This window comes from Streptomyces mirabilis, from assembly GCF_039503195.1.
GTDB lineage: Bacteria > Actinomycetota > Actinomycetes > Streptomycetales > Streptomycetaceae > Streptomyces > Streptomyces mirabilis_D.
In genome coordinates this window covers 79,455-99,017 of the sequence record NZ_JBCJKP010000001.1, presented here as the reverse complement: position 1 = coordinate 99,017, position 19,563 = coordinate 79,455, and the positions used below count along the sequence as shown (strand labels likewise).

26 protein-coding genes and 1 pseudogene are annotated in these 19,563 nt (G+C 67.8%); 13 read left to right on the top strand and 14 right to left on the bottom strand.

Annotated elements, in window-relative coordinates:
- Positions 1-188 precede the first annotated feature (188 nt).
- A complete protein-coding gene (gene tap / locus AAFF41_RS00590) occupies positions 189-2,279 on the top strand; it encodes a telomere-associated protein Tap (protein WP_319752598.1) in 2,091 nt (696 codons plus the stop codon).
- A gap of 3 nt (positions 2,280-2,282) precedes the next feature.
- On the top strand, positions 2,283-2,840 hold the full coding sequence (gene tpg, locus AAFF41_RS00585) for a telomere-protecting terminal protein Tpg (protein ID WP_319752597.1): 558 nt from the start codon (positions 2,283-2,285) through the stop codon (positions 2,838-2,840).
- 250 nt (positions 2,841-3,090) lie between these two features.
- On the opposite strand, the gene AAFF41_RS00580 is transcribed toward tpg, so the two are convergent.
- Positions 3,091-3,435: a hypothetical protein gene (locus AAFF41_RS00580; RefSeq protein ID WP_343323207.1), complete on the bottom strand. Its 345-nt coding sequence runs from the start codon at positions 3,433-3,435 to the stop codon at positions 3,091-3,093.
- Between the two features lie 335 nt (positions 3,436-3,770).
- On the opposite strand from AAFF41_RS00580, the gene AAFF41_RS00575 reads away from it, so the two are divergent.
- Positions 3,771-4,175, top strand: coding sequence for a hypothetical protein (locus tag AAFF41_RS00575; RefSeq protein ID WP_343323206.1), 405 nt, complete (start codon positions 3,771-3,773; stop codon positions 4,173-4,175).
- Between the two features lie 26 nt (positions 4,176-4,201).
- Here AAFF41_RS00575 and AAFF41_RS51290 read toward each other — a convergent pair whose 3' ends face one another.
- Both AAFF41_RS51290 and AAFF41_RS00565 read right to left on the bottom strand, forming a co-directional pair.
- Complete coding sequence (locus AAFF41_RS51290) at positions 4,202-4,393, bottom strand: helix-turn-helix domain-containing protein (protein ID WP_425526224.1); 192 nt, start codon at positions 4,391-4,393, stop codon at positions 4,202-4,204.
- A 12-nt stretch (positions 4,394-4,405) separates the two neighbouring features.
- A pseudogene (locus AAFF41_RS00565) lies at positions 4,406-4,915 on the bottom strand (transposase); the annotation flags it as partial.
- 177 nt (positions 4,916-5,092) lie between these two features.
- Here AAFF41_RS00565 and AAFF41_RS00560 point away from each other — a divergent pair.
- The 6 genes from AAFF41_RS00560 to AAFF41_RS00530 all read left to right on the top strand — a co-directional run bounded on the left by AAFF41_RS00560 (position 5,093) and on the right by AAFF41_RS00530 (position 8,942).
- Positions 5,093-5,401: a hypothetical protein gene (locus AAFF41_RS00560; RefSeq protein WP_319752594.1), complete on the top strand. Its 309-nt coding sequence runs from the start codon at positions 5,093-5,095 to the stop codon at positions 5,399-5,401.
- 130 nt (positions 5,402-5,531) lie between these two features.
- Positions 5,532-6,161, top strand: coding sequence for a nucleoside deaminase (locus AAFF41_RS00555; protein ID WP_319752593.1), 630 nt, complete (start codon positions 5,532-5,534; stop codon positions 6,159-6,161).
- 355 nt (positions 6,162-6,516) lie between these two features.
- The gene (locus AAFF41_RS00545) at positions 6,517-7,077 is read left to right on the top strand and encodes a Crp/Fnr family transcriptional regulator (protein WP_319752592.1); all 561 of its coding nucleotides are present in this window, start codon (positions 6,517-6,519) and stop codon (positions 7,075-7,077) included.
- A 371-nt stretch (positions 7,078-7,448) separates the two neighbouring features.
- Positions 7,449-7,754, top strand: a complete 306-nt coding sequence (locus AAFF41_RS00540) for a DUF6247 family protein (protein WP_319752607.1) — start codon at positions 7,449-7,451, stop codon at positions 7,752-7,754.
- Positions 7,755-7,830: 76 nt separating this feature from the next.
- Positions 7,831-8,010, top strand: coding sequence for a hypothetical protein (locus AAFF41_RS00535; RefSeq protein ID WP_319752591.1), 180 nt, complete (start codon positions 7,831-7,833; stop codon positions 8,008-8,010).
- A 398-nt stretch (positions 8,011-8,408) separates the two neighbouring features.
- Positions 8,409-8,942, top strand: coding sequence for a hypothetical protein (locus AAFF41_RS00530; RefSeq protein ID WP_319752590.1), 534 nt, complete (start codon positions 8,409-8,411; stop codon positions 8,940-8,942).
- A gap of 250 nt (positions 8,943-9,192) precedes the next feature.
- On the opposite strand, the gene AAFF41_RS00525 is transcribed toward AAFF41_RS00530, so the two are convergent.
- Entirely contained in the window at positions 9,193-9,714 is a 522-nt protein-coding gene (locus tag AAFF41_RS00525; protein WP_343323205.1) for a hypothetical protein, read from the bottom strand.
- Positions 9,715-10,082: 368 nt separating this feature from the next.
- Here AAFF41_RS00525 and AAFF41_RS00520 point away from each other — a divergent pair, with 368 nt between their 5' ends.
- Positions 10,083-10,484 (top strand): DUF6009 family protein, encoded by a 402-nt coding sequence (locus AAFF41_RS00520; protein ID WP_319752588.1) that lies wholly within the window; start codon positions 10,083-10,085, stop codon positions 10,482-10,484.
- A gap of 273 nt (positions 10,485-10,757) precedes the next feature.
- On the opposite strand, the gene AAFF41_RS00515 is transcribed toward AAFF41_RS00520, so the two are convergent.
- Positions 10,758-10,955: a hypothetical protein gene (locus AAFF41_RS00515; protein ID WP_319752587.1), complete on the bottom strand. Its 198-nt coding sequence runs from the start codon at positions 10,953-10,955 to the stop codon at positions 10,758-10,760.
- A gap of 163 nt (positions 10,956-11,118) precedes the next feature.
- Here AAFF41_RS00515 and AAFF41_RS00510 point away from each other — a divergent pair, with 163 nt between their 5' ends.
- Positions 11,119-11,484 (top strand): hypothetical protein, encoded by a 366-nt coding sequence (locus tag AAFF41_RS00510; RefSeq protein ID WP_343323204.1) that lies wholly within the window; start codon positions 11,119-11,121, stop codon positions 11,482-11,484.
- A 19-nt stretch (positions 11,485-11,503) separates the two neighbouring features.
- Here AAFF41_RS00510 and AAFF41_RS00505 read toward each other — a convergent pair whose 3' ends face one another.
- The 8 genes from AAFF41_RS00505 to AAFF41_RS00470 all read right to left on the bottom strand — a co-directional run bounded on the left by AAFF41_RS00505 (position 11,504) and on the right by AAFF41_RS00470 (position 16,334).
- Positions 11,504-12,025: a hypothetical protein gene (locus AAFF41_RS00505; protein WP_319752586.1), complete on the bottom strand. Its 522-nt coding sequence runs from the start codon at positions 12,023-12,025 to the stop codon at positions 11,504-11,506.
- A 380-nt stretch (positions 12,026-12,405) separates the two neighbouring features.
- A complete protein-coding gene (locus AAFF41_RS00500; RefSeq protein WP_343323203.1) occupies positions 12,406-12,714 on the bottom strand; it encodes a hypothetical protein in 309 nt (102 codons plus the stop codon).
- 26 nt (positions 12,715-12,740) lie between these two features.
- Complete coding sequence (locus AAFF41_RS00495; protein ID WP_343323202.1) at positions 12,741-13,187, bottom strand: hypothetical protein; 447 nt, start codon at positions 13,185-13,187, stop codon at positions 12,741-12,743.
- 137 nt (positions 13,188-13,324) lie between these two features.
- Positions 13,325-13,522 carry a hypothetical protein gene (locus AAFF41_RS00490; protein ID WP_319752583.1) on the bottom strand — a complete coding sequence of 66 codons (198 nt, stop codon included), beginning with the start codon at positions 13,520-13,522 and terminating at the stop codon, positions 13,325-13,327.
- A gap of 3 nt (positions 13,523-13,525) precedes the next feature.
- Entirely contained in the window at positions 13,526-14,221 is a 696-nt protein-coding gene (locus AAFF41_RS00485) for a hypothetical protein (protein WP_343323201.1), read from the bottom strand.
- 438 nt (positions 14,222-14,659) lie between these two features.
- Positions 14,660-15,538, bottom strand: coding sequence for a Rossmann-fold NAD(P)-binding domain-containing protein (locus AAFF41_RS00480; protein ID WP_343323200.1), 879 nt, complete (start codon positions 15,536-15,538; stop codon positions 14,660-14,662).
- The gene (locus tag AAFF41_RS00475) at positions 15,539-15,694 is read right to left on the bottom strand and encodes a hypothetical protein (RefSeq protein ID WP_343323199.1); all 156 of its coding nucleotides are present in this window, start codon (positions 15,692-15,694) and stop codon (positions 15,539-15,541) included.
- A 373-nt stretch (positions 15,695-16,067) separates the two neighbouring features.
- Positions 16,068-16,334, bottom strand: coding sequence for a hypothetical protein (locus AAFF41_RS00470; RefSeq protein ID WP_343323198.1), 267 nt, complete (start codon positions 16,332-16,334; stop codon positions 16,068-16,070).
- On the opposite strand from AAFF41_RS00470, the gene AAFF41_RS00465 reads away from it, so the two are divergent.
- A complete protein-coding gene (locus tag AAFF41_RS00465) occupies positions 16,228-17,205 on the top strand; it encodes a transposase (RefSeq protein WP_343323197.1) in 978 nt (325 codons plus the stop codon). The genes AAFF41_RS00470 and AAFF41_RS00465 overlap by 107 nt on opposite strands.
- Before the next feature lie 42 nt (positions 17,206-17,247).
- On the opposite strand, the gene AAFF41_RS00460 is transcribed toward AAFF41_RS00465, so the two are convergent.
- A complete protein-coding gene (locus AAFF41_RS00460) occupies positions 17,248-18,462 on the bottom strand; it encodes an SMI1/KNR4 family protein (RefSeq protein WP_319752578.1) in 1,215 nt (404 codons plus the stop codon).
- Positions 18,463-18,847: 385 nt separating this feature from the next.
- Between AAFF41_RS00460 and AAFF41_RS00455 the strand changes: the two genes are divergently transcribed.
- A complete protein-coding gene (locus AAFF41_RS00455) occupies positions 18,848-19,399 on the top strand; it encodes a GNAT family N-acetyltransferase (RefSeq protein WP_319752577.1) in 552 nt (183 codons plus the stop codon).
- The last annotated feature ends 164 nt before the right edge of the window (positions 19,400-19,563 follow it).

The window sequence follows — 19,563 nt, the reverse complement described above, 5'->3', positions numbered from 1 at the left end:
TGTAAGCCTCACACAGCGTTTCCCCAGGTGGAGGCGGTGCGAGGCGACCCTGTCAGCTGTGAGACAGGCCCTGCCGCAGCTACTTGACGCCGTCCACACCACCCTCGCAATCCATTCGAACGGGTTAAAAAAAGCGGTTAACTGAGCGGGTTAAAGATGCTAAGGTCGAGGCGCGAAGGGAGATCCACATGGCATCCGAGGAAGAGCTGTTCGCGAACATCGACGCACTGCTAGAGGAGGAGCCGCAGCTCCCGCCTCCGGCGGAGCGTGCTCGGCTGCGTGAGGCCGCCGGCATCACCCAGGCCCGTCTCGCGACCGCGCTGAAGACCACGACGCAGACGGTGAAGAACTACGAGAACGGCCGCTCGGAGCCGAAGTCGCCGCGCCTGGAGGCGTACCAGCGGCTACTGACAGGATGGGCGGCGAAGTACCCCGCGCACGCCACACCCGCCGCCCCGGCTCCCGTCCCGGTTGCCGCGCCGCAGACGTTCACCAGCCCGGCCGCGCCCGAGGCCCCCGAGCCGGAGACCGCCGCACCGGTTCAGGCCGCGCCCGCCCGTCCGGCCGCGGCGTTGCGGCGCCCGGCGGCGAAGAAGGCGGCGAAGCCTGCCGTCGACCCGCGGTTCCCGCACGGTCCGCTCGCGGTGCTGGACGGTGACGGCTCCGCGTACGGCGTCGACGGCATCGTCCTCGACTGCCCGGCGACCACGGTGGTGGAGTTGGTGGAGTGGACGCTGCGCGAGTCCGGTCTCGGTGCCGCCAAGCTCAACCGGTACGGCAAGGACTCCGATCCGCTGATCGTCCTCACGGCTGCGGCCGCCGTGAGGCTGGGGCTGCCGGAGCGTCTGGAGGGCCACGAGCAGCGCCGCTCCCTGCGCCTGCCCGAGGACCACCCGGTGGTCAAGCAGGTGGCGAAGGCGAAGTGGCAGCTCACGCAGCGCGGGTTCGGCCCGTGGGCGCGGATCTACCGCAAGGCGCAGGGGCGCGAGCGGCAGTGCGTGCAGTTGGCGATCCTGTCGTGGGACGCCCTCGATGAGCGGTCCTGGCCCGGCGTGACGGAGATGGAGCCGGCCGAGATCGCCCGTGTCCTCGGTGTGTACGCGACCCGGGTCATCACCCCGCGCGGCTCCACGGCCGTCTCGGGCCTGGAGCTGATGACCGCGCTGCGCCCGCCCACGAAGGCCGTGCAGGACCCGGAGACCGGGAACTGGGTGAGCGGCTACAACGCGGGATCGCTGGGGACGGAGCCGATGAACCCGGCGCCGCCGGAGGCCACCGCGGAACACCCCGTGGTCGTGAACTCCGGCTGGACCGGTGGGTTCCTCAACGAGGAGGCGTACCAGTGGGTGCGCGACGTTGACCTGCTGACGGATGAGGAGTGCACGCTGCCCTTCGCGGTGGGCCTGGACCTCAACACGGCGTTCCTCGCGGCGGCGGCGCGCCTGGTCGTCGGCCTGTCTGCCCCCGACCACTTCCACGCCCCGAAGTTCAACCCGAAGATCCCCGGTTCCTGGCTGGTCGACCTCAGTCACATCGAGCTGGACCCGCGCCTGCCGTCGCCGTTCACGCCGACCGGCGAGCGTCCGACCGGCCCGGCCTGGTATCAGACGCACACCGTCGCCTACGCCCAGGAGCTCGGCTACGACGTCCACCCGATCGAGGCGTACGTGCGCCGCGAGACCGGTGCGTACCTGGACCCGTGGCACGACCGGCTCAAGACGGCATACGTCGACACGCTCGCCGACCTCGGTGTCACCCGGGACCTGGACGACCGCCAGTTCCTCGCGGCGATGGAGCGGCACAAGGACGTCGACCCGGCCCTGGCCGCCGTGCTGTCCGCGATCAAGGCGACGGTGAAGGGCGGCGTGGGCAAGCTGCGGGAGCGCCCGCAGGGCAAGTCCTACAAGGAGGGCGAGCGGTGGCCGGCCTTGGGGCGTCCGACCTGGCGCCCGGACATCCGCGCGGCCGTCATCAGCAAGGCTCGGGTCAACATGCACCGCAAGCTCAACAACATGGCGAAGATGACGGGCCTGTACCCGCTCGCGGTGCTGTCCGACTGCGTCGTCTACCCGAGCCCCAGTGACAGCCCGCTGGACTTCCTGCCGTACGCGGCGTCCGGTAAGCCGCAGCCCGGCGGGTTCCGCCTCGGGCCCACGCCGGGCCTGGCGAAGCTGGAGGGCGTCCAGTCGATGCTGTGGGCGGTCGACCTGATGGAGAAGGGCTTCAACCCGGCCCGCCACATCAAGGGTGGCGACGCCGTCCTGGACGAAGGGGAGTAACCGGTGAGCGAGATCCACGACGCGATCGAGCGGGCCGACCGGGAGTCGTTCACCCACGAGCCGCCCAAGACCCTCAAGGGCCAGATCGGCTACCTGATGAAGCAGCTCAAGTCGACTCGCGCCGTCGCCCAGGAACTCGGGGTGAGCCAGCGGTCGGTGGAGCGCTACCGCAAGGGCGAGCGCAAGCACCCGCCCAAGCACATTGCCGACAAGATCGACGCAGCGGTGCGGTCCCGGTGGCAGCCCCTGGTCCGCAAACGCCGACGCAAGCAGGCCGCCGCCACCGGCGGGATCACGGTGGAGACAAGGGCCCGCTTCGGCTACACCGCGCCGGTCGGCACGACCGATGACGGACGGTTCCGGCGACTCACCGTGCACCTCCCCCCGGCGTACGCGCAGCGCCTGTTCGACGCCCGCGACGCGGGCGCCAGCGACCAGGAAATGCGTGAAATCATCGCCGAAGGATTTAAAGACATCTATTTCCAGGACGGCGGAGGACGCGCTATGGGACTGTCGGATGTAGCAATCAATGACATTGATTACCTGGACCTGAATTACTGAATAGGAGCGAAAGCATGACCGCTGGAATTCCGGCCATGAGCCGAAGCGCGATAGCTGTCACAGAGGCGGGCATGTTGTCACCGGGTCTTGTTCCGGCGGCGGCAGGCTCGCCTCGCATACAAACCCAGAGTGCAAGCGAAAGGCGCGCACCCGGCGGACCACGATCCGTCAAACGCGCGCCTATGTGACGCCCTGTCAATTCGGCATCAGATTCTCGGTACTGTGGCCACGGGCACCGAGACGGTTCAACTCAGTTGCCGGTAAAGACGATCAAGGTCAGATTCGCCCCGTAAGTGGGTGTGCACGCGCCTCGGTAGAAGTTCCAATTGCGTCCCGCGGCGTCCCGCACGTATCCCGTGTAGCTGTTCGAGCACACCTGATGGGAATTCACGATGTTCATCCAGCCTTGGTTGGCGGGCCCGCCGTCCCAGACGTAGCAGTAGTGGCCGCCCGAGCCGTAAGAGACGTTGACGACGGACGACAGGTTGCACGTGGAGTTCACGACCGTGGCGCTGGCCGGGGTCGCAGCGAGGACGCCAGCGGTGGTGAGGCCGGCCGCGATGGCACCGGTTGCCAGCTTTCGGGCGAGATTCATGTAGTTCCCCTGACGATGTGTGCTTGGTGAGTTGTCTCCCATGCAAGCCGCGCTGCCGAGAGGCGTGCGAGCCCCCGTGACGGGCTTTAGTGCATGACGGCTCATTGCGGGGCCGTTGTGCAAGGTCGAGGCTAAGAGCTGCCGTCCTAGGTCCGTCCTTGCGTACTCCGTTCACATGAGCGCATGTGACAAGTCGAATGCCTTGTTGGTGACACCAGACTGCTTCGACCGGTCCGAATCGCCAGCTCATCCCTCTCCGCTGGTGACACCTACGGTGCTTCGGCTCAGCAGTCCGACCAGCAGGAGTCCCCCAACACACAGGGAGCACAGGTCAGTTGAGCTACCAGCCGCGTGACTTACAGCCCGTCTACGACCTCGCCGCGGGCTACACCCACTTCGTCCTCTACACCGAGCCCAAGTACGGCGCCTTCGGGGCTGCGTGGAACGGCACGGTGTCCATCGAGCGGGAGTCCCCGTACGTGCAGGAGTGGCTGGGCAGGCTCCAGCCGTGCGAGCCGAACACCCTGTACACCACGCTCGTGGAGTCGGACAAGATCGCCAGCGTGTTCCACCCGTGCGCGGACGACGACAAGGACAGCCCGTCAGCGGTGGGCCGATCGGGCGGCCCGTGCTTCAAGAGCTTCACGGACCCGGACTTCGGTCTGCCCGTCGTGGCGCACCACTACCGCACCGTCGGCGGGAACATCGACCAGTGGACCTACAAGGCCCCGGAGTCCTAGCTCAGACACCAGCCGCAAGGTAGCGGTCAGGACTTCGTGACCTTGGTCTTCTTCGGCTGACGGGGGACGGTCTTGGCTTTGTCGAGGTGCCCGTACACCGTCGACCTCGGCACGTTGAACATGTCAGCGATCTGCTGGACGGTCTTCTCCCGCTCGTCGTAGAGCCGTTGGGCAAGCGCGGCCTGGCCCTCGGTGAGCTTCGGCCGGCGCCCGTCCACCCGGCCGCGGGCCCGAGCGGAGGCAAGCCCGTCGTTCGTGTTCGCCACGATCAGCTCCCGCTGGAGCTCTGCCAGTACGGACAGCATCCCGAACATCGCCCGCCCCTCCATCGTGGCCGTGTCAATGCCCTGCTCGACGACGTGCAGCCCGATACTCCGCTCGCGCAGCTCGGCGCCGAGGGTCACCGCGTCCGGCCGGAGCCAGTGGGTGATGTCCACCGCCAAGACCAAGCGCCCGTCGGCGGCATGCGGCATGGGCAACCCGGCCAGCACTTGTCGCAGTCGCGGCACGTCGACGTTCCCGTTGTTCAATGCGTCGTACATCGCGCCGTATCCGCGCCGATGTTCGGCCACCAACGTCAGGTCCACCGGTGCAGTCACCGGCCCGTCCGCACACAGCAGCGCGTCGGCCAGCTCGAACAGCTCGTCCCCGCGGGCGGTCAGGCAGTCGAAGAAGTCGTCCCGGAAGCGTGACGCTTCGGCGAACGCTTCCCCCGGGACATCGAGGTGCGGCAGGCTCATCCCCACGGCCTTCGTTCTGGTTCGGTGCATTCCTTGTTCGGAGCACAGAATCGGACGGAGGCCGCCCACACGTCTGGTGAACTTCCGCGTGAGGGAGCCAGTTCGACGGACAATTCGACACAACGGAGCTCGGGGGCTCAGGCAACCCGCCTGAAGTCGTAGCTGAAGGGAGCGGTAGTGAACGGGACGTGGTGGCTCACACAGGGCGACACCCGGATCGGCGAGCTACGGCAGTACACAATTGATCAGCCAACGTTCCTCTGCCGCTTCATCCCGGGGCCCGGATGGGAAGGGGTCCGTGCACTGTTCGAGACCTGGGCGGCCCTGCGCGGCCCGGACCCCGACGGCTCTCGAACAGCACAAGCCATCAAGCCCATCATGGACCTCGGACTAACGCTGGTTGCCGAAGACGAAGGTCGGCCCATGGCGCTCTTCAAACAGTGCATCGTCCGTATCGACGGCGACACCGCACGCGTGCGGTGCTGACCCTAACGAAGCCCCCAGCCATAAAGCACAAGCTGAGTAGCTGTTTTTCAACGTGACCGGTTGAGCGGAGACGTCCGGTGGATCACCTGCGGAGCTCTCATCGTGCGCTCAGGCCAGGCAGAATCGGCGCATGCCTGGTGACGAAACAACAGCGCTGCCAGCGATCTGGCGACTGCCCTTCGAGTTGGCGTGGGAGGCGTTCAGGGCGGGAAGTCGGCCCATCGGAGCCGCGTTGATCAATGCTGATGGTGAGGTGGTGGCCAGCGGGCGGAACCGCAGCCAGGAGACAGTTGCCCCACCCGGGCAGCTTGCTGGGGCAGCCATTGCCCACGCGGAGATCAATGTGCTGGCCCAGCTGTCGTCCCGGCGCCGGTATGAGGACCACCTTCTCTTCACCACGCTTGAGCCATGTCTCCTCTGTAGCGGCGCGCTCCTTCACGCTCATGTCGGCACTGTGGTCTATGCCGCCGCGGACCCCGTGTGGCGCGGAATCGAGCAGGTTCCTTCTGTGGGCGGTGCCATTGCAGCACGCTGGGCTCACCGGGAAGGACCTGTTCAAGGGCCCCTCGCCGTGTTCGGCGCGATGCTCATGCACCTCTGGACTCTCCGTCACGCGCCGGAGACAGGTGAGGAAGCAGGCAGCGGTGGTTTACTCGCACTGGCGCGGCAATCTCTCGGCATCCCCGGCTTCGCGGAAGCCGAAACGGCTGCGACTGCCTATCAGCTCGTTTTGCCGCGGATTGCGGAAGCCGGGCTTTGACCGGAGCGCTTCTTGGCCCAAGAGGCAGCGGGGTTCTTGCGGGTCAGGCGTCGGGTCATCATGGTGATGAGTGCCCAGTTCAAGTGGGCTTCGGAGTGTTGGGGCAGGCGTTCTCCCGGCCGGCGCGGCGTACTTCCTACCGGAGACACGGAAGGCATGCCGGGCCTCCTGGGAGGCCCTGATGTCGTCCTCACCGGCTCCGATAGCGAGACCACCCAGGCGCACGAGCAGTTGTCCCAGCAGTGGCCCTCACGCAGTCTGCTTGGAACGCTGACGCCACCGGCACGGCAGGAACTGCTCGGCCTAGGTACGCAGGTCCGGTTCGATGCGGACGATGTGCTCCTGATGGAGGGGGGTGGAAGACCGCCACGTACTTCTGCTGTTGTCCGGTTTCGCCAAGGTCACGGCGCGCGTGGAGAACGGTGAGTCCTCGCTCCTCGCCATCACGGCTGCTGGGGACACAGTGGGTGAGATGGCGGCTCTGGACGAGGCGCCACGCTCGGCGACGGTCACCGCCTGCGGTCCGCTGACCGCCCGTGTGGTGCGACAAAGTGAGTTGCAGGGGCTGCTGATGCGTCGCCCTGAGGTCGCGACTGCCTTGACTGGCATGGTTAGCAAACGGCTGCGCTGGGCGAACCAGCAGCGGTTGGACTTCCGCAGCTACCCGGTGAGCGTGCGCTTGGCCCGGCTGTTGGTGGACCTCGCCGCGTCATACGGATCTTCCATGTCTTCCGGAGTGGTGATCCCTCTTCGGCTGTCGCAGTCAGAGCTGGCCACAATGGTCGGCGCTGCCGAGACCACGGTCCACAAGGCACTGCGTCAACTACGCAACGAGCGCCTGTTGGAGACCGGTTACCGTTCGACCGTCCTCCCGGATCTGGACCGACTTACGGAGCATGCGGAGCTGACGGCCTAATGACCGTAACCGAGTCGGACGTCAGGCGATCGTAGGAGTACGCGCAGCGCGCCCACCCGCGTCCGCCGTGCCACAGACTGCTCAGTCACTCAATCGCTGACTGAAGCGCTCGGTCTCAGAGAACCGGCGGGGACGGCCGACCGACTGCTCGCCGGCGACCCGAGCGACTGCGAGTGGGCGACGGCTGAATTCCTCAACTACGTCGCCACCACCTGGGAGAAGCAGGACGTCCGGCTGCCCCAGCACGCGCCGGCCGTCGCCCGCACCGCCGTCTGCTCCCTGGCCCGGCAGGAGGGGATCGGCTCATGCCTGTCTCTACGGCCTCCCGTCGCGCGTACCGTGGCGGTACGACCCGCTGGGAGGAACAGCCGATGAGCGCGCAGCCCGACCACGCGCCCGTCACGCCATACGCCCCCGCCCCGGGAGCTCCGGCCGAACTGCTCGCCCAGCTGCGCGCCGACCGACGTGCGGACCGGTGGGTGCCGACCTTTGAGCAGGAGTGGGCGGCCGCGCTGGAAGAGTCGCGCCGGACGTTCTCCCTCGCCGGGCTGTACGAGGTCGTCCAGGTGTGGCAGACCCGCGTCGCCTCCGCGCCGGTGGTCGACGCGTTCCTCGCCTCCGGCAGTGACGACACCGGGTTCGTGGACCTGGAGGAAATCCGGAGCAGGCGCCGGTGAGCACTCAGCCGTATGCGGTCCGGCTGTCGCCGCCCGCGCGAAGGCGCTCGCCGAACTCCCGGAGCATGCGGAGCAGATGGTCTGGGACGTCCTGGACGCCGCGGCCGGAAACCCCTGGGGCTTCCCCCAGTGGGACGCCGGCGACCCCGAGGGCGAGGACGTGCGCATCGCATCTGTTGGCCAGTTGTCCGTCATCTTCTTCGCGAACCGTGCGCTGAGGCACCTGTCTGTCTTGGACATCGTCTGGCTCGGGTAGCCACCCGTGGCAACGCCCCGCCCCCGGCATTGCAGCGACACTGTTGGCTAATCCTGTCCTCGGAGTTCCTCTCGATTCCGGGAGCAGGTGTGGCTGGGCGCGATGGTTGGCCATGCAGCCAAGGAGGTGCTCAGATCCTGCGTGCTGCGTATGCCGGCGCCGAACGCGGAGACATGATCTTTACGGAACGGCCGTTACCCTCACTCAAGCGCCGCAAACACATTTCGAACAGCCTTGAAAACGTTGCTAGCAGTATGCGTACTGGGAATCGTGGGCGCCTGACAGTATCCATCTCCTGTGAAGGGGCTACTACATTGCACGGGTCCACACCCCACGGGGCACTGCGACTTCCAACGGTCACGTCGAGGATTAAACGGCTGGTCACCGTCCTCATCTCCGTGGCCGTCATAGGCCTGTCGATCGGTACTCCGGTGCACGCCGCACCACAGGCAGCTGAGCGCGCCTACGCCGCACAGGTAGCAAAGGCCGGGCTCACACCGGCGGAGGCCGACGAGCTGCAAGATGAGATCGATGCCTACTTGGCTCACCACGAAGGTCGGCAGACAGCGATCAACGAGGTCGCCCTGGATGACAAAGGTAGCTTCATGCGGCTGCCGCTTCCAGGCGAAGAGCGGGCCAGAGACCTCAAGTCCGGCGCGCGGAGTGCGGCAGGTGCCCCGTGCCTTTACCTGTACTTCTGTGCGTTCAACGGGCCCGATTTTACGGGCATAGAAAACGCCTGGTCCGCCTGCTACAACCACACAGTCGACGCCAATTACATCGGCACGGGGTCCTGGATCAACAACCAGACCCCGGGAACCGTCGCCCAGTTCAAAAGCAAGGACGGTGTAACTCGGTGGCGGGACAGCGGCGCGTTCAGCGCGGACAATGAAGCCGACTGGACCTGGGTGTGGTACCTGCAACCCTGCTGAACTCAACCCGGCTCTTTCCCGAGGGCGAGCCGGCGGACTCGCGAAACCTGTTCGCCGGCCCTTCCTCCCGCAGCGGCAAACTGCCTTCCTTCCCCGAGTGACTGCCCTGGACGACGTCTGCGCAGATGAGCCCGGGTTGGCGTCGCGGCGAGTTGGATCCGGCCAGGCGTTGTCCCCTTCTGCAACAGCGAGGAGGCCTCACGGCCGCCTGGGCGAGTTTGAGTGTGGCGAGGCGCTCTGCCGGGCCCTGTCAACCGGTGTCGGCAGCCATGGAGTTGAAGGTCTCCCGCATGAGCTGGTCGGTGGCGCCGGGCTGTTCGACCAGGCTGTCGAAGAGGTCGGCGAGCAGCCAGAGCACGAAGTTGTGTACCAGAGCCTCCTTCGGCGAGATCGTCCCGAACTGGTCGCGCCAGGCCACGGTGTCCATGCCCATGGCCGCGGCCATGAGGACGCCGGTGACCATCGGTACCTGGGCGGGGTCGGCCAGTTCGAAGCCGGGGAGCTTGCGGATCACGGCCGGGATCAGATCACTGAGCGGATCGAGGCGGTCCTCCTCCTCGCCGTCCTGCCGGCCGATGATGTGCGCGGTCAGCACGCCCACAAGGAAAACCGCACCCCGGGACACTTCCTCCCGGCCGTAGGCGTCCATCGCGGCCTGGACACGCTGCTGCGCCTGCTGGCGCTCCTTCTCTGGCGTGCGCGTCTCCAAGATTCGGTACGAGTCCCATGCCGCGCGGACTGCTTCGTCCACGACTGCACCGTCACTGGTCATGCGCTGACCGTAGTGAGTCGGCGGACTGCGGTGGAGGTCCTCGCACGAACCGCCGGCCTGCACCCGGTGCGGCCCGCCGTGTTCCGGCCAGAGTGCTGGTCGGAGGCTGCGGAGTTTCACAGCCTGGCCCTCGTGCGCCGGTGCCGGGTAGTACGGTGCCGATCACTGCCCGTGCTGCGGAGGTGGGGGAGCGCGATGCGGTTTCCGCCGTTCGACGACCGGGGAACGCTGACGGCGATCGAGTTGGAGGCGCTGCGGTCGTTGCACGGGGCGGGATCATCTCCTTGGGCGAGGCCAGGCCCACGAGTTCCCGGGGTAAAGTACTACCCCGGCATCGGACTGCTCACCGACGAGGAGAGGGGCCGCGCATGAGCTCCCTGATTACCGAGGACGAGATCAGCCACGAAGCCGACATCGTGTGGCTGGAGGACATCGACCACCTCGACTACGTCCGCCAGAGCCTGGACCGGCTCCCCACCCGCAAGGGAAAGCCGGCCTATCACCGCGACGGCCGCATGGTCGGCTACGTGCTCCTGGGCTCCACTGCCAAACCCTCGCGCGCCTCCGGCACGTTCCGCCGCCGCGTCTTCTGGCTCCTGCCCCACGACCGCGACAGCCAGCCCGTGGGCCTGTACGCCAAGAGTGCTCCTGCCGAGGCCGTCGATCCCCGTACCCTTGAACCCCGGGTCAAGGGCTACAAGACCGAACGCTCCGAAGGCGGCCCGCCTTCCAGCGCCATGCAGGAACTCGGCATAACGCTCCCACTGTGATGGGCCAGCCCTGGAGCGGGGACGATTGCTGGTGCCGCCTCGGCGTTGTCAAGCCGAGGGTCAGCAGGACTCGGTGCAGTGAGCAGACTTCAGGCGTACTCAGCCGCCGTTGAGAGTGAGCAGGCCCTCGTGCGGGCCCTGATCCTGGAAGACGGCGCCAAAGATGGCGATGGCAGAGGTGGTCAGCAGTGCGCCGATCTGCGTGGCGCCGGGCTGCTTGCCGCTGGTCTCCCAGGCCAGCCACGGAGGTGCACTGCCGTCGCGCGGGGGTAGTCAGTCCGGGTAGATGTCGGACTTGTACCACAGCGACATGGCGCGGGTCAGGATCGCGCTGCGCAGGGGAGTGCACGGGCGATGAGCCCACATTTGCTCGTGTGCGGCTTCTTCGCCGGTGAGCTCCTCCTTGTCCCACAGCCGGTCGATGGCGGGCTCGTTGTGCCACGCGGTTTCGCGGTGGAACATGCGTCGCATGTCCCGAACGTCGGGCCCGGCGCGATCCGCCCCGCCACCCCGCTCCTGCGTGTCTCCTGACCTGCCTGACCCCGTCGTGGAGGCGAGACTCATGCTGCTCCAACCGCCCGGACTTCCAGGCCTGTTGCCCCGCACTTTGCCGCACTGGCCGTATGCCACCGCGGTGGCCCCAGCGCTGGTCGGCCGTGGTGTCCCGCCGGGCATCGTCCGCCTCGACCTGGGCGCCCGCCCGGATGAGCGGATGCGTATCCGGACGGGGTGGGATGTGAGGCGCTGCGTCGGCTCGGGCGGAATCCGTCTCCTCTGGGAGGAGGAGACGGGCTGGGCGTATGCCTACGTCGGCCCCGGATACTCGATGCCCCGCGAGCCGGTCATCTCACTCCGGCGCGTCTACGCGACACCGGAGTCGGTCGCTGCCGCGACCGACTTCCTCGTGCACACCGGGCGGCCGCCTGCCGAAGTTCACGAAGAGGAGTGGCCGCAGGCGGACGCGGTACGCGCCGCGATTGACGCGTGCCGTCCGCGCTGAGCAGGCGAAGCGGAGTCCATCAAGCTTGCGTCTTGGCTTCGGGCCAGGTTGCATCGAACCAGTCCATGAACGGCAGGACGCCGCCGACCAGCTTTACCCGCTTGTGAATTGCAATCTGATCGTGCCCAGGCAAGAAGTCGCGTCCGGACGGGACCTCCTCGCCGCATCCGCACGCGCAGTTGGTGCGATCGAACGGGGAGTCGAAGTACTGCACCGGGTTCTGACTCTTGTCGACCGGGGACTCGTTGCCCACGTACTTGTCGTACACCGGATTGCCGGGCTTGAGGATCGCCCCGTGGATCGTGCGGCGACCGTCCGGGGCGGGATCTGAGATGTGATCGATCTCCACGGCCAGGACGACGATCCCCATGGCGCTGAACACCACGTACCGTTCCCGGTCCGCCCGTGTCCCCAGCTTCCAGCGGCCGTTCGCCGCCGCGTACACCTCCTCGTCGGACAGACCCGGGCGCCACCCGGCCGACGACTTCCCGTACTCGTCCTCCGGCCACGTCCGGTAGTTGCCAAGTCCGATGTTGAGCATGCCGAACCCCCGATCCGCTGCCCCGCGGTCCTTCACCCCGGGGCGATGAAATGACGGTAGAGCCCGGAGCCTTCGCAACGCAACCCTTAGATGTAGCGAATATGGATGCAGGGTGATGTCCAATACTTTCAATCCAAGGATTCAAAGTATCGACGGGGGCCCGCCGCAGCCCATGACGCCCATCCCTACGTGGGGTCGTCGAGGAGTGCCAGTCGGCAGGTACGCTGCGGTACCAGCGGCCGTGACTCAGGGCCTTGCCGATCAAACCTCGTTGACACAACTCAAGGTTGGACGGCTTCACCGTGCTGCGGCCCGGGCAGGGCATCGATGTCGGCACGCTGCTCACTGGCGTCCCGCTCCCTCTCGGTGCCGGACCGGGCCTAACCTTCTTCCACCGGTGGCGGCCGCAAGACAGATGACGGCCCTCCGAGGGGACCAGCCTCGTGTGGCTTCCGCTGCGGAACGTCATAGGCAGCCAGGACGTTCCGGAGCTCCCGCACGGCACGCTCGCCGTGGTGTTGGGCGGGGATGGCCTCGTACAGGTCCAGGACGCGGCGGCGGACCAGGCCGGTGCGGTAGCCGTCCGGCAGCCTGGTCAGGACGGCGACCGTACAGCGGCAGGCCTGTTCGCTGTCGCCGTCGTGGTTGGAGCAGCTGGCGCTGTCGATGTTCAGCAGGGTGCGCGTCATGGTGCTGGTCGGGGCGTGGCTTTTGGCTAAACGACGTTGTCCTGTTGGGTGCCTTGTCCTGACCGGGTTTCGGCGTTCAATTGCGCGGCGGCCTCGGCGAGCTGGCGGGCAGTGTCCTTGAGGAGGCCCCAGTCCTGGTTCTGGGCTGCCTGGATGCAGGCGGCGAGGTGAACCTGCAGAGCCACGTCCGAGGCGGCGAGGTGCTCCTCCGTAGGCGTGTGCCGTTCCGTGTCGGCCGGGGGCGCCTCTGTGGGGGAGTCCTGGCGTGCGGCGCGGCGCTGTTCGGCGGCGCGGATGGATTCCCGGAAGCGTTCGACTTCGCGCAGGCTTGCGGCGCGCGAGGCTTTCCCGCCGGGGGGGCTGGTCTTGCGTCGGCCTTTTGACTTCTTGTCCTTCGGCCCGCCATGGTCCCCGCTTGTGAGCTGCACGCGCTTGGAGGAACCGTCCCGTCGCTGCCGTCCGCCGCTCTTCATGCCTCCACGCTACCCAGGTCATGTCCGAGCAGGGCATCCCTCTGCGCGAGCTGACCGTGGAAGCATCCACGAGGCGAGTGGCTTCCCGCAGCGTCCGACAGTGGTTCGTGCGGACGGTAGCTTCCTTGCGTCGTGGGTCATCGCCTTCGGTGGCGCCAGTGCTGGTGGACCTTCAGGACCTCGTAGCTCCATGTCGTCTGCTGCTGTGTGGTGTTCGTGCCGCAGGGCAGGCCGAGTTGTTCGGCGATGACGGGAAAGCGCGGGTGCATCTGCCGGTTGCCGGTGGTGACGAGGGCGGCTAGGAGCGGTTCTCCTTCTTGTCGGTCTTCGTTCACCAGCTACAGAATCACGGACTCGTCGTCGGGGTGGAGCCGGGGCAGGCCGGGCAGGCGCTTGCGGATCAGGGGCCAACTGGTGGTGGCGCCGGCCTTCGCTGCCTCCTCCAGCAGCGGCCGCAGTCCGGTCGCGATCTCGTACAGCCGTGCGGTGTCCAGCAGAGCGGGCTGCGCCGGGCGAGATGGCCGTTCGGTCGCCGCTGCTGCAGGGGCGGGGCGTGCAGTCCGCCTCGCGCCCGGGGACAGAGTCTTCTTCGGCCGGTTCTGCTGTTCCGAGGTCCAGACCGGCTTCTGCTTTTCCATCCGGTCGGTACGCGTCGTCCGGGGCGGGGGAGCGGCGGTTCGGCCAGGGCGTGATGTGACTGATGGCGGGGCGGATGACGCCTGGAGCCGCTCCGTCTCCTGCCACCTGCGGGACCCAAGGATCTCCTTGTAGGACTGCAGGAGCGCCCGCTGCTGCCTGGTCTCGCTGGGCGGTGCCCCTGCCGCCTGCTGCCAGGCCAGCGCGTACAAGTCGGCCGCCGCCGCCGCGACGGAGTGCCGGCCGATGGCCCGCTTTAGCTCCGTCAGCGTGTGGTTCAGCATGCGGCGCACCGTGGCGATCTCCATCGCAGGGCGCGGCGCGCGGCCGGTGGTGCGGCGGCGGAAGTCCGTCTGCCAGTCGGCGCCGCCGCTCAGGCGCACCCGGTTCTTCGTCACGCTCACTCCCCCTCAACGCCCCCCAGGATCTGGTGACTTCACGCGTACGACGAGGCGCCGCAGCGGAGCCAGGCGGTACGTGAGAGCCATGACCTACCCGGGGCGTCCGGGGCCAATCCGCGGCGCTTGCGGAGAGGGGATTCACAGTCGGTTGCCGCCGCCGTGTGACCTACGCCAGCCCGGACAGCAGCGCCGGGCCACGCGAGAACGCTCGCGTGGCCCGCCGAGGTGGTCCACCATGTAGGAACGCACTTCGTCGCGCACCTCGTCGGCCTCCCAGCGAGCGCTTCGCAGCAGTTGCCCGAGTTGGCCCTCCCGGCAAGCGGCACGCAGTAGGGCGAGGTGCCGGTTCGGCTGGGCCATTCCACCAAACGCAAACCTCGTTGCTCGGCTCGCGCCCGGAGAACCGACGGCTTTCGGGCGTCCGCCGTGATCAAGTCATCGCACGACGCGGCTGGTGTCAACCGGATAGTCGGGCAGGTCCACAGTGCTGCTGATCTTCTCCCCCAGCTTGAGCATTCCGTTCAGGAACAAGGGGCGGGACAGCAGGGTGTTGCGGAGACGTATGCGGGTGGCGGTGCCGGGGGCGAGGAACCTACCGGTGCGGTCGCCGCCTGCCTGGCAGGTCTGGGCGTACTTCCGAAGCCTGCCTTCGTACCGGGTGAAGGCCGCCCGGTAATCGCCCTGGGCTCGCGCGAGTTCGCCGGCCAGCACGTAGGCGGCGACCACTGCGGTTCCCGTCCCCATGCCGCCGATGGTGGCCCCGCAGGCGGCATCACCGACGAGGCATACTCGCCCTGTGGACCAGGTATCTACGTCTGCGCGGCTGATCGAGTCGAAGTACAGGTCGGGGGCCTGCCGCAGTGAGGTGAGCAGGCTGGGCACCTCCCAGCCGAGACCGGCGAACGCGTTGTCGATCAGGCGTTTCTGCTGTTCGGGATCATGGCGGTCGTACGACAGTTCGGGCGCGGCGAAGACGACGAACGCCCCTGCCTGTGCAGGGTCCCGGTGGTCGGCTCCCACGGAGGCGAAACGCCCCGGCACGTTGTATCCCACCGACCCCTTTCGCACGCCCAGGTCATTGGGCAGCTGCCAGATGGCGGCGTAGTAGCCGAGGTGGCTCACATAGTCCTCCTCTGGGCCGAAAGCGAGGCGACGGACGCTGGAGTGCAATCCGTCCGCGCCGATGACCAGGTCGAAGTCCCGTGAGATTCCATGCTGGAAGTCGACCCGCACGCCGGAGGGCGTCTCAGTGAGGCGGGTGATCGAGTCGCCGAAGATGTGCTCGGTGTGGGGGCGGCTGTGCTCGTACAGCACCTAGGCCAGATCCCCGCGGAGCACCTCTATCTCGCCTCCGGCGAACTCGGCTGGCAGGTGCAGCAGTGTCCGGCCGCGTTCGTCGACGAAGCGCATCGGGCTGCCGCCTGTCTCGACGCGGCGCAGTTCGGGAGTCAGGCCCATGCGTTGCAGCACGGTCCGGTGCTTACCCGGGGTGGAGCTTGAGTCGCCGAACCAGAGCGGAAAGTCGATCAGATCTGCGACTCTGCACTGTCCTGGCTGATTGCAGCGGAGACAGCGGAATCGCACGCGGGTGTTGTACCGGGCCCGGACCGTGACGCGTACGTCAGCGGGCGCGAGCTGTCGAACTTCCAGTGCCGCGCGAACGGCAGCAGCCCACTGGGATCTTGTGCGGGGGACTGTCATCTGCTGTCCTACTTGCGGATCTCAACTGGGACATCCTTCTCATCGGCGTGCGCGAGCCTCGGCTTGAACCAGCCTGCAGAGTGTCCGGCCCATCGGCGACTGCCTCCTGGGGTTCGCCTCCGTCCTCATCCTCGCGGTTGTCTCAGGTGTCCTTCCCGCCGGGCAGGAGCTGCAGGGCGGGGGCGGGGGCGAACTCGCCCAGCTCCAGGGCGGCTTCCCGCCAGTTGGTCATGAGCTGGAGCAGCCGTTCGGTGTTGTGGGGGAAGGGCGGCGGCTCGGTTGCGGGGACGGCTGGCTGGAGGATGGCGGCGACGCGGACGGCGTGCAGGGTCGCGGTCGCGTGCGGGTCGACGCCCTGGACGCCGTGGCGCAGGGTGCTGCGGCTGCTGGCCTTGGTCGAGTGTGGCACCCGAGCGCTCATTACCGCCGCCTTCGGACCGGAGTCCGAGCGAGAACTCCCCTATGCCAAGAGGCTTCTGCCTGCCCTGGACAAGACGATGCTCCTGCTGGCCGGCGCGGCCTTCGACGGCAACGAGTTCCTTCATGCCGTCCATCAAAGCGGGGCGCGGTTCCTCGTGCGTTCCGGGGCCCACCGTGTCCCCACCTCCGCCGAGCACCTGGGCGACGGTTCCTACATCGCCCGCATCGGCTACGGCGTCCTCCGGGTACTGCTGCCGGTCCGCGTGATCGAGGCGACCCTCACCGTCACCCTGGCCGACGGCACCGTCCGCACCGAGCAGTGGCGGCTGATCACCAATCTGCTGGACCCCGTCAAGTATCCGGCCACCGAGCTCGTTGATCTCTATCACCGCAGGTGGCAGGCAGAAACTGCATATTTTTCGATCAAGGCCACGATGCTCGACGGCCGTGTCCTGCGCTCCCACAGCATCGACGGCCTTGACCAGGAGGTCTACGCCCTGCTCACCGCCTACCAGGCCCTGATCCGCGCCAGCGACGACGCCCTGACCGGGCGGCCGGACATACCCATGGAACGGATAAGCTTCACCGTCCTGCTGGCCGCCGCAACCGACACCGTCACCGCGAGCCATGGAATCTTCCCCAGCACCCTCGTCGACCTGGTCGGCACGATCGGCCTCGCGGCCCTGAGCGACCTCCTGCCCGCCCACCGACGGCAACGGGTGAAGGCCCACACCCGAAAGAACCCCACCAGCAAGTACGGCCCGAACGCGGGACAACACCCCCACAAGGCCCAGAACTACACCGTCCGCACCACCGTCGCGTTCTTCGCCCACGGCCTCAACAGCCGCTCATGGCCCTAACGCAACGGTGCTGAGGCCCCAGCCCGTGGTGACGAGGGGCCTTCACCACGGCGCGTCCGGCCCGAACGGTTCGAAGAACATGACGTCCAGCGGATGCAGGTCCCGGCCGGTCAGACCGGGGAAGCCGGATTCGGCGGGGCCTCCGCGCAACCACGTGAGCAGGGTCGCCGTGAAGTCGCCCGGCAGGGGCGGTCCTTGGTCCCAGTGGCGTGGGTCGACGGCTACGCGCCATGTCTCGGGCGGGCCGTCCGCGCACCAGCCGATCTGGTCCCCGTCGATCGTCGACGCGAACGGCAGGAAGCCGCCGGGCTCGGGCCACGCGGGCATCGGGTAGTACTGGGGATGGGCGGCGCGCAGTTGGCGGTATCCGTCAAGCATGCCCTCGACGGTGGCCGCGAGCCCCTGCTCCCGTGGCCGGTCCAGGGACAGTGGGGCGCTCATGTCCAGCCACCAGCTCCAGTTGCCCGCCCCGTACAGCTCCGCGAGCGCCACGAAGTCCGGCGGCAGCCGGGTGCCGAGCCGCTCGAAGACCTGCTCCCATGTGCCCTCGCCCAGATACGGCTCCAGGGGCGGTGGAACCAGCGCCATGACGGCGTCGAGGCCCGAGCCCTCGGTGAGCGCCGCGTGCTGCCGCGCGTCCACGGCGGTGCCCGCAGGCGGTGGCGACCAGGGTGCGGCCCCGGCCAGCGGCGGCCAGACCCGTATCTGTGAGGACAGCGGGCCCAGCAGCCCGCCGGGCTCGCCCGGGTGCGGCACGCCGGTGCGCAGCAGCGTGAACAGCAGCTCCAGGAACGGGACTTCGTAGTCCACCCAGGGCTCGCTCACCCCGACTGCCACATTCGTGGTCATGAGCGTGACCGGCCACTCGTCGGGGTCGTCCGACGCGCCCGTGTTCCAGAAGAGGTGGTCGCCGCTCCTCGTCGTGGCGAAGGCGAGCAGGCCGCCCTCCTCGGGCAGGAAGGGGCGCCGACGCGCGGTGAACATGCCGGGCCGGATCGCCGAGTGCCGGTGCGTCTCGACGATCCATGCTGCGTACTCGAAGCGGCCGTCGGTGCTGACGCACGGGGGGTGCAGCCGGATCGCCGCGCCCGGGCCGCCTATCTCGGCCGCACCGTACGCCGACACGAGCGCCTTGTAGTCACCGGGCAGCGGGGTGCCGAGCCAGCCCTCGACCGCCGCCCAGTCGACGGCGGGCGCCGGGCCGGGCGGCGGTCCGACGAGACCTGTGAACGCGGTGATCCGCGCAGAGTGATCCATGGAGCCGAGGATGACATCCCCCACCGACATTGAGACTGTGACCTGGCACCGCTCGGGGGTCTGACCCGCCCACTGACTGACGTTTCGGCCGTCCTCGGCTTGAATCGCTCGGCTCACGGGCGGTGCCACCGCACGCGTGACCGGCCGGGCTACCGTGACCTCATTGCCTCGCCCAACCCCCTTGCCCCGCAGATCACAGCGTTAGCGCAACGGCGTTGACGCCAGAAGGGATCGCTGATCGCCTGCGGGGCTGGTCAGGGCATCGGTGAGGTAGGTGACGGCGTCGTCCAGGTCCTCGTGGGCGAGGACTCGGCGAGAGGAGAACTCCGGGGCTGGGACCTCTTCCTTCGGATCACCCCCACGGGCGAGCGATAGGTTGCCCGCCATGACCGAGCTCGGACCCGTCGCCTGGCCACCTGCTCCGATCAGGACCGAACGACTCGTACTCCGCGAGTCCGAGGCCCGTGACCGTGCGGCGTTCATCGAGCTGTTCGCCTCGCCAGAGGTGCGCACCTACCTCGGTGGCCCTCGACCGCGTGATGAGCTCGAACGCGCAGTGCCCGAGATACCCGGGCGGCGCCCTGGCCTTTTCGTGGTCGCTCTCGACGGAGCGATGATCGGCACGATCACGCTTCTCGATCGGCGCGACGCGGAGCGTCCGGGACACGTTCGTCTGGAGGCCGGGGAGGCCGAGCTCGGCTACATGTTCCTGCCGGAAGCGTGGGGATGCGGGTACGCCGCCGAGGCGTGCGCAGCGGCACTCGACTGGTTCGCCGACGCGCTCCCCGGCGAGCCGGTGGTGCTCTGCACCCAGACCGCCAACGAGCGCTCGATGCGCCTCGCGGCGAAGCTGGGGTTCACCGAGGTGGAGCGGTTCGAGGAGTGGGGCGCCGAGCAGTGGTTCGGCGTGTGGTCCTTGGTCACACCGTTCGGTTGAGCTAGATGATCAATTCCAAGGGATGCCTGCGGACGGCAGCCGACGGAATTCGCTGACCTGGTGAAATGCGGCTCTGATCATGTGTAGGTCCCGCGATGAGCCAGGGGGATTCCCAGCGAGTCCATGTGGCTGGGTTCCGCGGGCGCGGCGCCTGCCGTGGTCAA

Excerpts from the sequence above, each read along its gene's own strand:
- tap (WP_319752598.1), top strand. The coding sequence starts at position 189 with ATGGCATCCGAGGAAGAGCTGTTCGCGAACATCGACGCACTGCTAGAG.
- AAFF41_RS00580 (WP_343323207.1), bottom strand. The coding sequence starts at position 3,435 with ATGAATCTCGCCCGAAAGCTGGCAACCGGTGCCATCGCGGCCGGCCTC.
- AAFF41_RS00555 (WP_319752593.1), top strand. The coding sequence starts at position 5,532 with ATGCCTGGTGACGAAACAACAGCGCTGCCAGCGATCTGGCGACTGCCC.
- AAFF41_RS00540 (WP_319752607.1), top strand. The coding sequence starts at position 7,449 with ATGAGCGCGCAGCCCGACCACGCGCCCGTCACGCCATACGCCCCCGCC.
- AAFF41_RS00535 (WP_319752591.1), top strand. The coding sequence starts at position 7,831 with ATGGTCTGGGACGTCCTGGACGCCGCGGCCGGAAACCCCTGGGGCTTC.
- AAFF41_RS00525 (WP_343323205.1), bottom strand. The coding sequence starts at position 9,714 with ATGACCAGTGACGGTGCAGTCGTGGACGAAGCAGTCCGCGCGGCATGG.
- AAFF41_RS00520 (WP_319752588.1), top strand. The coding sequence starts at position 10,083 with ATGAGCTCCCTGATTACCGAGGACGAGATCAGCCACGAAGCCGACATC.
- AAFF41_RS00515 (WP_319752587.1), bottom strand. The coding sequence starts at position 10,955 with ATGCGACGCATGTTCCACCGCGAAACCGCGTGGCACAACGAGCCCGCC.
- AAFF41_RS00505 (WP_319752586.1), bottom strand. The coding sequence starts at position 12,025 with ATGCTCAACATCGGACTTGGCAACTACCGGACGTGGCCGGAGGACGAG.
- AAFF41_RS00500 (WP_343323203.1), bottom strand. The coding sequence starts at position 12,714 with ATGACGCGCACCCTGCTGAACATCGACAGCGCCAGCTGCTCCAACCAC.
- AAFF41_RS00495 (WP_343323202.1), bottom strand. The coding sequence starts at position 13,187 with ATGAAGAGCGGCGGACGGCAGCGACGGGACGGTTCCTCCAAGCGCGTG.
- AAFF41_RS00465 (WP_343323197.1), top strand. The coding sequence starts at position 16,228 with ATGGCGGCGACGCGGACGGCGTGCAGGGTCGCGGTCGCGTGCGGGTCG.
- AAFF41_RS00460 (WP_319752578.1), bottom strand. The coding sequence starts at position 18,462 with ATGGATCACTCTGCGCGGATCACCGCGTTCACAGGTCTCGTCGGACCG.
- AAFF41_RS00455 (WP_319752577.1), top strand. The coding sequence starts at position 18,848 with ATGACCGAGCTCGGACCCGTCGCCTGGCCACCTGCTCCGATCAGGACC.